The organism is Enterococcus faecium, from assembly GCF_029023785.1.
GTDB lineage: Bacteria > Bacillota > Bacilli > Lactobacillales > Enterococcaceae > Enterococcus_B > Enterococcus_B faecium.
On record NZ_CP118955.1, the window covers coordinates 1,894,482 to 1,907,454 of the forward strand.

Annotated in this window: 13 protein-coding genes; 5 read left to right on the plus strand and 8 right to left on the minus strand. The window is 39.1% G+C overall.

All coding sequences use genetic code 11. The annotated features are described in order from the left end of the window. Positions 1-23: 23 nt before the first annotated feature. On the minus strand, positions 24-338 hold the full coding sequence (locus tag PYW34_RS09265) for a YbaB/EbfC family nucleoid-associated protein (RefSeq protein WP_002292337.1): 315 nt from the start codon (positions 336-338) through the stop codon (positions 24-26). 19 nt (positions 339-357) lie between these two features. After that, on the minus strand, positions 358-2,103 hold the full coding sequence (gene dnaX, locus PYW34_RS09270) for a DNA polymerase III subunit gamma/tau (RefSeq protein WP_002294042.1): 1,746 nt from the start codon (positions 2,101-2,103) through the stop codon (positions 358-360). Positions 2,104-2,317: 214 nt separating this feature from the next. Here dnaX and PYW34_RS09275 point away from each other — a divergent pair, with 214 nt between their 5' ends. The 3 genes from PYW34_RS09275 to PYW34_RS09285 are packed head-to-tail and all read left to right on the plus strand — an operon-like array spanning position 2,318 to position 5,568. Continuing rightward, positions 2,318-3,565 carry an SPFH domain-containing protein gene (locus tag PYW34_RS09275; RefSeq protein ID WP_002294044.1) on the plus strand — a complete coding sequence of 416 codons (1,248 nt, stop codon included), beginning with the start codon at positions 2,318-2,320 and terminating at the stop codon, positions 3,563-3,565. Positions 3,566-3,589: 24 nt separating this feature from the next. Next, a complete protein-coding gene (locus PYW34_RS09280; protein WP_002289233.1) occupies positions 3,590-4,774 on the plus strand; it encodes a hypothetical protein in 1,185 nt (394 codons plus the stop codon). Beyond that, the gene (locus PYW34_RS09285) at positions 4,771-5,568 is read left to right on the plus strand and encodes a TPM domain-containing protein (protein ID WP_002289232.1); all 798 of its coding nucleotides are present in this window, start codon (positions 4,771-4,773) and stop codon (positions 5,566-5,568) included. The genes PYW34_RS09280 and PYW34_RS09285 overlap by 4 nt, the downstream gene beginning before the upstream one ends. A 442-nt stretch (positions 5,569-6,010) precedes the next feature. Here the strand turns inward: PYW34_RS09285 and PYW34_RS09290 are convergent, their stop codons facing one another. Further along, complete coding sequence (locus PYW34_RS09290) at positions 6,011-6,667, minus strand: Crp/Fnr family transcriptional regulator (RefSeq protein ID WP_002289231.1); 657 nt, start codon at positions 6,665-6,667, stop codon at positions 6,011-6,013. A 192-nt stretch (positions 6,668-6,859) separates the two neighbouring features. On the opposite strand from PYW34_RS09290, the gene PYW34_RS09295 reads away from it, so the two are divergent. Together PYW34_RS09295 and PYW34_RS09300 are read left to right on the plus strand one after the other, a co-directional pair. Then, entirely contained in the window at positions 6,860-7,138 is a 279-nt protein-coding gene (locus tag PYW34_RS09295) for a hypothetical protein (RefSeq protein ID WP_002289230.1), read from the plus strand. A gap of 18 nt (positions 7,139-7,156) precedes the next feature. Next, entirely contained in the window at positions 7,157-8,365 is a 1,209-nt protein-coding gene (locus PYW34_RS09300; protein ID WP_002294047.1) for an MFS transporter, read from the plus strand. Positions 8,366-8,512: 147 nt separating this feature from the next. Here PYW34_RS09300 and PYW34_RS09305 read toward each other — a convergent pair whose 3' ends face one another. From PYW34_RS09305 to PYW34_RS09325, 5 genes are all read right to left on the minus strand, one after another. Beyond that, the gene (locus PYW34_RS09305) at positions 8,513-8,878 is read right to left on the minus strand and encodes a DUF2512 family protein (protein WP_002289228.1); all 366 of its coding nucleotides are present in this window, start codon (positions 8,876-8,878) and stop codon (positions 8,513-8,515) included. Positions 8,879-9,024: 146 nt separating this feature from the next. Further along, the gene (locus PYW34_RS09310; RefSeq protein ID WP_002289227.1) at positions 9,025-9,798 is read right to left on the minus strand and encodes a DeoR/GlpR family DNA-binding transcription regulator; all 774 of its coding nucleotides are present in this window, start codon (positions 9,796-9,798) and stop codon (positions 9,025-9,027) included. A 173-nt stretch (positions 9,799-9,971) separates the two neighbouring features. Then, on the minus strand, positions 9,972-10,832 hold the full coding sequence (locus tag PYW34_RS09315) for a ketose-bisphosphate aldolase (protein ID WP_002289226.1): 861 nt from the start codon (positions 10,830-10,832) through the stop codon (positions 9,972-9,974). Next, positions 10,832-12,250, minus strand: a complete 1,419-nt coding sequence (locus tag PYW34_RS09320; RefSeq protein ID WP_002294052.1) for a PTS fructose transporter subunit IIC — start codon at positions 12,248-12,250, stop codon at positions 10,832-10,834. Before PYW34_RS09320 ends, PYW34_RS09315 begins: the two co-directional genes overlap by 1 nt. A 56-nt stretch (positions 12,251-12,306) precedes the next feature. Further along, a complete protein-coding gene (locus PYW34_RS09325; RefSeq protein WP_002296225.1) occupies positions 12,307-12,756 on the minus strand; it encodes a PTS sugar transporter subunit IIA in 450 nt (149 codons plus the stop codon). Between the last annotated feature and the right edge of the window lie 217 nt (positions 12,757-12,973).

Consider the following 12,973-nt stretch of genomic DNA (forward strand, 5'->3'; position numbering starts at 1 on the left):
TTCATTACTCCTTCAGTTTAAAACTAAAATCCTGGCAAACCTTTTGCGTATTTCCCTAATTTTTTCTCAGTTTCCACATCAATTTGTGCGATCGCATCATTGACTGCCATTACGACAAGATCCTGAAGCATCTCGATATCATCAGGATCAACGACTTCTTCATTGATTTGGATATCTTTCATGCGACGATCGCCTGTAAAAACCGCTTTGACCAATTCATTGGTGGCTTTACCTGTAAACTCTGTTTTATTTAGCAGCTCTTGTGCTTCTGCCATTTCTTTTTGCATTTTTTGTACTTGTTTCATCATGCCTTGCATATTGCCCATTCCACGCATCATAATTATCTACTCCTTTTTATTAATCATCTACCACTGTAACAGCTTCGGAGCCAAACAGTTCCTCTGCTTTTACTACAAGTGTTTCTTCTGGTACTTCTTGTTCTTGAGGAAGCAACTCGATTTCTCCTTCTGAGTCTTCAGAAGCAAAAGAGTTTTCTGTTCCCTCTTCTTGTGCCTGCGTCAAATAATTTCTTCGAAGTTCTGGCCAGCTTTCTCTTGTAATATAAACAGGATCAGGCGCATAATCTTTGATCATTCGGCTTAAGTTGTTGTGTACCGAAAGCTGCAATTCTTCGTCATTTGCTGCTCTTTGACAAACAATCTCATAATCAAACGCAATCACTAGTCCTGTAGGTCCAGCTGCAACTGGTTCGCTTGCTTTAAGCATTGCTCGCTGAGTGACAGATAGACTCATCAGCAAGTCTTCCCATACTTCTTTTACTTGGTTCAGATGCTGTCTTGTCGCTTCCCGCAGAACTTTATATACTCGTTCCGTCGGTACACGATAGGTACTTGTCTGTTTTTTATGATTTGTTTGCTGTACCGGCTGTACTTTTGTATTCTCAATTCCTGTATTACTGCGTAGTTCCTTGATTTCGTTTCTTAGTTCCTTAATCTCTTGTTGTAGCTGTTTTACTATCTGATCATCTGCAAATGCTACATCTGCTGAAGGAACAGAAGCAGACGGTAGCTGTGCAAGTTTGACTGTAGCGACTTCCAAATAAATAGCGGCACTATTGGTAAAACGAATTTCATTTTGAGTATCGCTCAAAATCTTTATCATTGAAAACAGCTGATCCGCTGAAACAGTTTGTGCCAATTCTGTAAATGTACTTCTGATCGTACTCGATTGTTCCTCAACTAGGTTAGGTGCTTGCTGATACATCAGCAAGTCACGGCAGTATTGTAACATATCCTCTAGAAAGCGACGTGATTCTTTGCCGGCTGCGAGAATTTGGTTCAATGTTTCCAATGCTTCTGGTACTTCTTTTTTCACGCAAGCACTCAAGTAACTGTCCATCATTTCGTCAGTTAAGCTACCTGTCACTTGCATGGCATCATCTAAAGTAATTGTTCCTTCACTAAACGAGATTGCCTGATCAAGAATACTCAATGCATCCCGCATCCCGCCTTCTGCAGAACGGGCAATCACATTCAATGCAGCTGGTTCATAGCTGATAGTCGATTCTTTCAAGATAAATTCAAGATGTTCGACAATATCTGCCGTATTGATCCGTTTAAAATCAAATCGCTGAGTCCGTGAAATGATCGTAGCTGGTATTTTGTGAGGTTCGGTCGTTGCTAAGATGAATATGACACTTTCTTTTGGCTCTTCCAATGTTTTCAACAAGGCATTGAAAGCTCCTGTTGAAAGCATATGTACCTCATCAATAATGTACACTTTGTACGCTGCCTTTGTAGGCGCATAATTTGCCCGATCACGGATAAATCGGATTTCTTCGACTCCGTTATTGCTGGCAGCATCGATTTCGATCACATCTTCTTGCGTACCAGCAGTAATTGATCGACACATTTCGCATTCGTTGCATGGCTCACCGTCTTTACTGTTCGGACAGTTGATTGCTTTTGCGAAAATCTTTGCTGCACTCGTCTTTCCGGTTCCTCTGGGTCCTGTAAACAAGTAGGCATGTGAGGTTTTGTGGGAAACAATAGCATTTTTTAGTGTCTGTGTCACAGCTTTTTGTCCAACGATGTCTTCGAAACGCTGCGAACGCCAGACTCGATAAAGTGCTTGATATGCCATAAGGATCCCCCTTTTTTAAAAAATTCACTATCTCTTATTATACGTGATATTAGGTAAAAAAACTACTATCCTTCTCGGCTTTTTCAGGTATTTAAACAATACGCAATTTTCCATTTCAATTCCGTCTCTAGTCCGAGAAGTTTCACATCTTCCTATGGTATAATAAATAAACAATAATTGTTTGGCATTAGCTGAATCAGAGGAGGAATTTTTTATGGGTCTTATCAAAGCAGCAACAAGTATGGTTGGCGGCGGTCTGGCAGATCAATGGCTAGAAGTCATCGAACCAGACAATATGAGTGATACAACGGTCATGACAAAAGGTGTCAAAGTCCGCAAAGATGACAAACGTGGCTCCAATCGTAAAGGAACAGAAGATGTTTTAACAGACGGAACAGTCGTCCATGTCTATCCAAACATGATGATGCTTTTGGTCGATGGTGGAAAAATCATCGATTATACCGCTGAGGAAGGTTATTACACCATTAAAAATGACGCAGCTCCTTCCATGTTCAACGGAACACTGAAAGAAGCAATTGCTGAAACTTTTGACCGATTTAAATTTGGCGGCGTCACACCGCAGAAACAACAAGTTTTTTATATCAATCTCCAAGAAATAAAGGGAATCAAATTCGGTACAAGCGCGCCGTTGAACTACTTTGACAATTTCTATAACGCAGAATTATTCTTACGGGCACATGGCACTTATTCTATTCATGTCGTTGACCCGATTTTATTTTATACAAACGCAATCCCTAAAAACAAAACACAAGTGGAAATCAATGATATCAATGAGCAGTATTTAGCTGAATTCCTAACAGCGCTACAATCAGCAATCAATCAGATGTCTGCAGATGGTCAACGGATTTCTTATGTACCATCTAAGAGTTTGGAATTAAGCAAATACATGGATACTGCATTGGATGATTCTTGGCGTGAATTACGTGGGATGGAGATTGTTTCTGTGGCTGTAGCCAGCATTTCTTACACCGATGATTCTGTGAAACTGATCAATATGCGTAACGAAGGGGCGATGCTAGGTGATCCTAGCGTACGTGAAGGATACGTGCAAGGTTCCATTGCACGTGGTATGGAAGCAGCCGGAAAAAATGAAGCAGGAGCAATGACCGGCTTTATGGGTGTAGGTATGGGAATGAATGCAAATGGTTCTTATCTTTCTCAAGCAGCTCAAAATAACCAAGAACAAATCAAACAACAAGCAGAAAAACAAAATCAACAAACTGCACAAGGAAATGCGGATACTTGGACATGTCCAGTTTGCGGGACAGAAAATTCCGGAAAATTCTGTTCCAACTGCGGAGCTGCCAAACCTGTAGAAAACGTTCAGCCTAAGCTACAAATGCGATGCAGTGAATGCAATGAGATCGTGGATCTTTCCAACGGCATCCCTAAATTCTGTCCAAACTGTGGTAAACCGTTTAAAGGAATCCCCGTTGATTAATTTATTTAGAAAGGTGTGCAGCTGATGGATGTTCTTACACATAAATGTCCTAATTGCGGCGGTCCGTTGACTTTTGATCCCAAAGACCAAAAATTTCATTGCGAATACTGCCTGAATATCTATACAGAAGAAGAAGTCAGCCAATATGAGCAAAAGCAAAAAGAAGCGCGTATGGCTGGCGAAGAAAGCAAAGAAGAACCTTCACCTACCGAAGATTTTACTTTTACAGCCCAAGAACAGCTTGCCGATATGAATGAAGCCGAGCGCAAAGCGGTTGACGAGGCAGGCGGTTTTTCAGATACAGCGGACGAATCTGCAGATAATACCGCAGCGATAGATCTTTTTCTTTGTCCCAACTGTGGTGCAGAGATCGTGACTGATGCGACAACTGCTGCGACTTATTGTTACTACTGCCATAATCCCGTCGTACTATCGGGACGTTTAAGCGGAGAATTCTTGCCAAATAAAGTACTTCCTTTTGCTGTCGAGAAAGAAGAAGCAATCAACAGATTTCTCGCTTGGACCAAGAAAAAATGGTTTGTTCCCAAAGCTTTTTTCAATAAGGATCAAATCGATAAGTTGACAGGTGTGTATTTCCCTTATTGGGCTACAGATGCTGAAGTAGATGGTGCCATGCAGGCGAATGGTACAGTTATCCGCATATGGCGGATAGGTGACATCGAATACACAGAAACGAAGCAATTTGCTGTTTCAAGAGCAGGCAAGCTTTCTTTTAAAGAACTAGTAAAAAATGCCTTATCAAAAAATACGCAACAAAAGATGGTCGAAGGCGTGCAACCTTTCCCGTTAGATAAAGCAATTGATTTTAAAAGCCAGTATTTAGCCGGGTTCCAAGCAGAAAAAAGAGATATCGAATATGAGGCAATCAAATCACAGATTCAATCTGAATTAAAAGACTATTCAGAGAAGCTGTTAAAAGATACCGCAAATGGATATACAACATTGACCGGTGTGCGAACTTCTGCTTCAATCACAAACGAAGTAAATAATTACGTATTACTGCCGGTATGGCTTGTTACTTATCGAAGCAATGACTCAAGTAAAAAAGTCTACTACTACGCAATGAATGGACAAACAGGAAAGGTCAGCGGTGTCCTGCCGATCAGCCAGAAAAAATTGGGACTGACCGCTCTTGGGATTTTCGCTGGGCTAGCGATCCTCTTTCTGATCGGAGGTTACTTGATATGATGAAAAAATTTTTTTTATTCTTTCTTTTGCTAGTAAGTGTTGGCTGGCCGGTGGCTACTCATGCAGATACAGCTACGGTAAATGATGAGGCTGGGTTATTCACAACAGATCAAATCCAATCTTTGGAACAACAGGCAGAAAAGCTGAATGAAAAAATCAAAGGACGAGTCTTGATCGTAACGACTACATCTAATTCAGAAGAACCAAGAGACTTTGCTGATAATTACTTAAGAGACGCAGTCGGAAATGATCAAAATGGCTCAGTATTGCTATTAGATATGGGACAGCGTGAAATCTACATTTCGACTTCTGGTAATATGATCGATTATTTGACTGATAGCAGAATCGATTCGATCTTAGATGATGTTTATGATCAGATGACAAATGCTGCCTATTACAATGCTGCAAAAGCTTACCTGTCTAAATCAGCAACATATGTGGAAGACGGAGTTCCAGGAGGACATTATCGTGTAGACGAAGAAACTGGCAAAATTACACGCTATAAGGTTTTGACGACAGTAGAAATCATCATTGCTGTTGTTTTGGCTCTTATCCTTAGTCTTGTCTTTTATTTTGTGACTGTTTCGCGTTATCAATTGAAATCAGGCATCTACAAATATCCATTCCGAGAAAAATCCAGTATCAAATTAACTGAAAAAACCGATCGTCTGACAAATTCTTTTGTCACGACAAGAAGAATCCCCAAAAGCCCACCTCCTGGAAGCGGCGGTGGCGGAAGTACTACCCATTCTAGCGGTGGCGGGACTTTTGGCGGTGGCGGCAGAAGTTTCTAAAAATTGCTAAATGAATGTTCGCAAAAAAAGGGCTGTGACAAAAATCGTGTCACAGCCCCTTTTGTTGCAAATAAACGGCGTTCAAAAGCTTACATCTACGGTGATAAGTCCAGCCAAGTTAAAAACATAAGAGACTGTTTTTACTTGGCTCTTCTTATTACTTGATGCAGAACAGCTTTTTCACAACCTCTTCCTTAAACGGTGTTCTCCTACCAACTCCTCGGTCACAAGTCACAATATTCATCAAACATGAAAAGCTGTTTTTTGAAATTGTTCCTTGTGACTCAGAGTTAAACGGCAGGCTCACAACCTCTTGGTAAACGGTGTTCAATCAGCTGACCCTCGGTATTAGCTCAAAAAACGGCAAAATATGAGGAACTATTTTTCCGTTTGTTTCTCTAATACTCAGGTCAAAACGCTGATTTCACAACCTCTTTGTTCATCAAAAGATAATATTGTCTTCTAACAAGTCCATATTCAAAATAACGATATGATGGTCTTTAACGGTGATAATACCATCTTTTTTCAGTTGTTTTAAAATTCTGTTTACACTGCTAGCAGTTGAGATGCCACAAAATTTGGCGATTTCTTCATTCGTGATCGAAAAATCGATCAGCATCCCTTCTTCTGTCCGCACACCGAATAAATCATATAATTCGTAAAGTTGCGTACAAACAGCTCCCAGCTTTCCGTTTAATAGCATTTGCTGCATTTTTTTCATCGAATAAAGCAGACGATAGCGGTAATACTCTTTTACATAGTGTTGTAGCTTTGGGTCTTGGTTGATATTTTGCCAAAAGCGCACACGATTGATTCGATAAAACTCTGCATATTCTGATTCAACTCGAATATTATACGGCGAATCGATGAATTGTGAATATTCGTCTTTTAAAAGAGAGACGATTTCAAGATCTTTGATATAGCGAAGGTTAAATTCTCTCCCATCATTTGAAATAACACTTGCTTTTACCGTTCCCTCTTTCAAGATATACGTATGGGAATCTTCCATCCCTTCGAATGTCAAATATTTATGATATCCTTTGCGTATAATCGGAAAATCATTTTTATCCAAATATTCCTTTAAGACTCTACTATCCAATGATGCTCCCCCATCCAAACTTTCATCTAAAAAGATCATACAGTACTTTAAAACTTTTTAAAGTCCAAAGGTATTTTACTAATGATATTAACATTTGTTAAGTACCTTTTTCCATCACTTATGCGATTTTTTTCCTTTTTTTTATTCGTTATACTGCAGAAGTAAAATTTTTTAAGAATAGAGGGAAAAAACATGAATTACTGGATGAACACAATCATTAATCGATTAGAAACAGCATATCAAACAAGATTTGATATGAAAGCTTCTTTAGTCTTTTTAAATGATGCGTATCAAAACTCGATCGAATTGATCAAAGCAGTGGATGAGAATCCAACAAACGAATGCGAAGAATTTTTAAATCTGTTTATGTCTACAAGAGATTTATTTATTCGCCAACTTGTTGATCGCTATCCATCCAATTATCACGATGTAGAAGTTCAAATACAAAAATTAAAAGCATATTCAGCTTAAGGGGAATGTATAACATACATGGAAAAGAAATTATTTAATAAATATTTTATTGGAATCACATTGATCAATTTTATTGTCTACCTGATTTATTATCTGTTGATGGTCATCATGGCAGTCATTGCGCAAGACACCTTACACGCCAGCTTGAGCCAAGCAGGTTTTGCTTCTGGGATCTATATCATCGGAACATTGCTGGCACGCTTATTCATGGGGAAACAGTTAGAACTATTTGGTCGGAAGTTTACCTTAAGAGGCGGCGCGATCTTCTATCTCCTTTCAACATTAGCATATCTTTATACGCCAACTATCGGGGCATTGTATTTAGTTCGATTCTTGAATGGATTCGGCTACGGTACAGTTTCTACAGCTACAAATGCTATCGTTACTGCATATATCCCTGCATCTAAAAAAGGGGAAGGCATCAATTATTATGGATTAAGTACTAGTTTAGCTGCCGCTGTTGGGCCATTTTTAGGAATGATTTTGCTGAATATGACTGATTTTCGTTTCATTATCTGGTTTTCAATTGTACTGGTCTTCTTTGTTACGATTGCCTGCCTTGTCTTTCCTGTAAAAAATATTCCATTATCTGAAGAACAAAAAATATCTCTTCGCTCATGGAATATCAATAGTTTTATTGAAAAGAAAGCACTTTTCATTACAGGAATTGCCTTTTTGATGGGTCTTTCTTATTCAAGTGTTTTATCATTTTTATCTTCTTATACAAAAGTAATCCACTTAGTTGCTGCTGGGTCATTTTTCTTCGTCGTATATGCTTTGGTCATCACATTTACACGTCCATTGACTGGAAGGATTTTCGATGTCAAAGGAGAACAATACGTGATGTATCCTAGCTATTTATTCTTAACAGCAGGATTATTTTTACTGAGTGTAACGACGAATAGTGTGACATTGCTTATCTCTGGAGCATTAGTCGGCCTAGGTTATGGTACGTTTATGTCAAATGGACAGGCTGTTTGTTTAAAAATCGTCCGCGAACATCGAATCAGTATTGCTTTATCTACCTACTTTATTGGTTTAGACCTAGGCTTAGGCGTTGGTCCTTATTTGATGGGGATGCTAAAATCTCTTACTTCATTTAGAGGATTGTATGTGATTGCCGGAGTCATTCCATTGATATGTACAGCACTCTATCTTGTTAATGGCCGAAAACATAGTCATGAAGCAGAGGGCGAATTGATTGAATCATTGAAAAATGAAATTTGATCTTGATGAATAGATAAAAAAAACCGTTCAGATCTGAAAATAATCTGAGCGGTTTTTTGAGTAAAAATAGTTTATGATTATTCTTAATTAAACATCTATTTATTTTTAAAGCTTTCATTTATCGATAAGAATAGTTTAACTGTTGATTTATTCCATTTTCCGTTCATCTGGTACGATGCCTTGACTTAGCAACCACTTGTGGAAGAACCATTCTGCCACACCGATCAATAGAGCAGGAATCAATACTTTCATCCAAATATCGACTGTATCATTCATAAAATATAGATAGAGCCACAAGATAACTGCAGCTGAACCAGCATCTGCGATCGTCGCTGCGATGTTCCCTACTTTACGTAAGATCAACAGATCCCCTAGCACATAGATCATGACTACAATAATTACCCCAACAATCGTTGAATCCATAAAGCTAACACCGTATAAACCTGTCAGCACGACCCACAGAATCGCCCAGATCATGATTGCCTTCACTACCAACGCCTTCACATGTTTCATTTTCTGCACTCCTTTCTCCTGGATAAAAAAGTAAGATTATCTAACAAGATAACCTTTTCATTATTATACCATCGGCTGAGAGAAGCGAGCAAAGATAAGGTCCTATCTAAAAATGAGGAAGCCACTTAGAACATTCACGTAATAATTTATCCGTACAGACATTCGATATGGTGTTCCTTTACTTTCGCATACTGTTCTTTTGTCAGTTCTTTACTTGTCACCAGATAATCGATTTCATGAAAAGCAATGGCTTGATGCATGAATTTATGTGCAATTTTTTGCTGTGTAACTAAAACGGCAAGCCGGTCTGATTGTTTTCTAAAAGCTTTTTTGACCATTGCCTCTCCTTCATGAGTTTCTGTTACTCCTTGGCTGAAATCTAGCCCGCGACAACTCATTATCGCTAAATCCGCATAATATGACAATGCATCGTTATAGGCTTTTGAACCGTTGATTGTTGCTCGTTTCGGAACAATTGCCCCTCCCAATACAGATACTTTTGCCGTTGTATATTCACTCAACATAGCAGCTGTGACGATGCCATTCGTAATGATCTGCAAACCATCAAATCTTGCTAGGTTTCTGACTAAGTGTAAAGAGGTTGTACTGGAATCCAAGAATAAGACCATATCATCTCGAATCAAAGAAGAAGCTGTATCTGCAATCTTACGTTTTTCTGTTTCTTCTTCTAATTTGGTGATCTTCATCAGGTAAGGCACGTCAATTTTTCGATTGTCAATAAGCATGGCGCCACCGCGAACTCTACGGATCAATCCACTTTTTTCCAGAAAAACAAGGTCACGTTTAATCGTGGCTTCGCTATAATTTACTAACTCGATCAAATCGGTGACTCTTGCAAATTGGTTGTTTTTTAGATAATTCACAATCTCCTGCTGTCTATTCTCCACTTCATTCAACATAAAATCACCCCATTTACTTTATATAGTAACAGGAAAAAAGAGGTTGTGACAGAAGTGATTGGCTTCGAGAAATAAGAAGAAATTTTTCGAAAAAACTACTTCTGAACATCGTGTGTGGTCAAGAGGGTATGACAAGACTATTGTCATACCCTCTTGACCACACATTTTTATTTTTAGTATAAACTAGCCTTGCCTACTGTGTTCAAAATTTCCATTTTATGTTTGACTACTTCTTGTACCTTTTTATTAGCTGCTGGATAAATTGCATTCGGCTCGTACATCGATGGATTTTCACTCAATATTTCTCTCAAAGCATTGAAAAAGACGCTTTTAAGATCTGAGCTCAAATTCACTTTGGCAACTCCGTATTTTACTGCTTCGCTGACTTCTGCGTCCGGATTACCTGAACCGCCATGTAAAACAAATGGAAGATCGATTTGTTGGTTCAATTCTTTCAGTAAGTCGATATTTAATTTTGGAGTTCTGTTTTTCGGATACAAGCCATGCGCTGTTCCAATTGCTACAGCAAGTGTATCGATTCCTGTTTCTTTCACAAAAATCTTCGCTTGATCAGGATCTGTATAAATGATTGTTTCAGCACCTCCTTCAGCAGAACCATTATTCCCAATCGTTCCAAGCTCAGCCTCCACTGAGACATTTACCGCATGAGCTAACGCAACCACTTTTTTCGTAATCTGTACATTGTCGTCGAATGATTTCAAAGACGCATCGATCATCACGGAAGAATAGCCGTTTCGAATCGCCCGTAAGACATCTTCTATCGTACCGCCATGATCCAAGTGGATAACGATCGGCAGTTTACTTGTATAAGCATAGGCTCTTACTGCCGCAACAAACTCATCACTTAAATAGGCGATTTCATCAGGATGAATTTCTAAGATTACTGGTGCTTCTAATCTCTCTGCTTCTTCGATGATTGCTTTCATCATATCATAGCTGCAAATATTGAAGGCTGGTACTGCAAATTGATTCTCTTTAGCCACTTTCAATAACTCTTTCATTGTATATAACATTACGCTTCCACCTCATTTGTTAGATTTTCATTTTTCGTCCACTTGTCTTGTTTTTTCTCTTTCACTGTTTTTTTCAATAGTCCAAGCATAAAGGCTGTAGTGACTGTACCTGATGCAATTGCCAAGACATACATAGGTAAATTGTTCATAACATTTGGAATTAGCATCACCCAAATCCCTCCATGAGGTGCCATTGAAGTAACTCCTACTGCCATGGAAATCCCTGCAGCGACTGCTGAACCTGTCATCAAACTAGGTATCACGCGGATCGGGTCAGATACCGCAAACGGTATAGCACCTTCTGTAATATACGAAGCGCCTAAAATCCAGCATGATTGACCTGAAGTCCGTTCTTCTTTGGTAAATTTATGTTTGAATAATAAAGTGGCTAAAGCAATACCTAGGGGAGGTGTCATTCCTGCAGCCATACAAGCAGCAATCGGTGCATTTACTCCAGCTGACATCAAACCGATCGAGAAAGTCGAAATCGATTTATTGATCGGCCCACCCATATCAGCTGCCATCATGATCCCGATAAGTAATCCGAACAATAGCCCGGATGTATTTCCCAAGCTATTCAGCCAATTTGTCAAAGCATCCAACACCCATGTGATCGGTTGTTCAATCACAAATACCATCAAAAGCCCAATAATTAAGATCGATAAAAGGGGGACGACAATCAGCTGATAAATAGCAGAAAATTCTTTTTTTACGCTAATTTTATTTGCCAGAAAATCACAGATATACCCTGCTAGCACGCCACCAATCATTCCGCCAAGAAAACCTGAACCACCTGTAGAGGCCAGTAATCCGGCAACAATTCCTGGGGCAAAACCTGCTTTTCCAGCAATCGATGTAGCAATCCCCGCGCCTAACGCAGGAACCATCATGGCAAACGCTGTATCTCCTCCGATCCTTGAAAATGCAGCTGCTAACACATTATAGTCTGCTGAGTTGGGATCAGCCGCTGTAATCCCAAAGGCAAAACTCAGTGCGATGATGATTCCGCCTGCGATCACAAATGGAAGCATGTAATTCACACCATTCATGAAATGATTATAGATTGTCGGCTTTTTCTCATTTGCAGCTGGTTCTTTTTCATTAGACACAACGAATACGCCAATATCTCTCAATGCTTCGTCTATTACTACTTGCGGTTCTTTGATTGCTCGGCTTGTAGAGACACGCTTTACTTTTTTCCCGGCAAATCGGTCCAATTCGATTTCTTTATCTACTGCAAGAATGATTGCATCTGCCTCTTTGATTTCTTGTTCAGATAACTGATTTTCTGTTTTTACACCTTGTGTTTCGAATTTTGCTTGATGGTTTAGATTTCTTGCTGTTACTTCTAATTTTTCTGCCGACATATAAGTATGAGCAATTCCAGTCGGGCAAGCAGTTACACCAACGATTTTCATGATTATTTTCCTCCTTTTTCTTCACTATCGATACTCGGACAAAGACTCTACTATTTTCATTCTTGACTAATCTGTCTGATGATATCTGCTGGCGTAGTGGCTTCTTTTATTCCCTTTCTAAAATCTGCATTCATCAATCGTCTGGAGAGTGTGCTGAGAATCTCTAGATGCATATCTGCTGATTTTTCAGGAACTACGATGGCAAAAATATATTCAATTGGCATTTCATCTATCCCGCTATAGTCCGTTAATTTGGCTGTATGAAAAAAACACAGTGCTGGTTTTGTCACATATTTGCTTTTTGCATGGGGAATCCCAAATCCATCTTCTATTCCTGTGGAGATCTCCTCCTCTCGTTTGAATAGTGCCTTAACGACTTTTTGAACATTTCTTACCTTATTTGTTTTTTTCAACACATCCCCTATTCGCTCAAATAATGATCCTTTTGAATCTATCGATGGATCGAAAACAATCAGTTCTTCTGCGATCAATTGATCAAACCTCATAAAAAACCTCTCCCCCACAAAAAATGTTAACGTTTTCTTGGAACTGAGGTCAGTATAGCATCGCTAGCTGTACCGTTCAATATTATGAATGAACAGAGGAAAAAGACCCATCATCCGCGTGTATAAGTCATTAAAATGAACGATCTAGCTCACAAACAATCGCAAGTCTATAACAAAACAAAAAGCCTTCCTTGAAAGGAAAGCTTAGCTTCTAATT